Genomic DNA, 304 nt, shown 5'->3' with positions numbered 1-304 from the left:
ACCTGAAGTCTAGGAATATCGGTGCCTTCACTCACCATTCCAACGCTGATAATCCACTGAGTGTTAGAGCATCTAAATCGCTCGATTTCTTCTATGGGCTTTTCGTCCAAATATGTAGCAATAGCGATCGATTGATTGAATTTTTCAACCAAAATTTTTGCAATGCTATGTGCATGCCTTACTGAGGCAGCAACAACTAACCCACCGGCTTGAAGTGATGTTTCACGTATTTCTGCCAATTTGGCACAGCCGAGGCTAAGCAGATGCTCCATAGCACTTTGGTTATGAATAATGCTTTGATATG

1 pseudogene is annotated in these 304 nt (G+C 42.1%); it reads right to left on the bottom strand.

Annotated elements, in window-relative coordinates:
* A pseudogene (locus tag J3L11_RS19110) lies at positions 1-304 on the bottom strand (diguanylate cyclase); the annotation flags it as partial.

The sequence above is a fragment of the Shewanella sp. 4t3-1-2LB genome (genome assembly GCF_017368415.1).
In the GTDB taxonomy this organism is placed as follows: domain Bacteria; phylum Pseudomonadota; class Gammaproteobacteria; order Enterobacterales; family Shewanellaceae; genus Shewanella; species Shewanella fodinae.
This window is presented reverse-complemented; position numbering and strand designations above follow the sequence as displayed.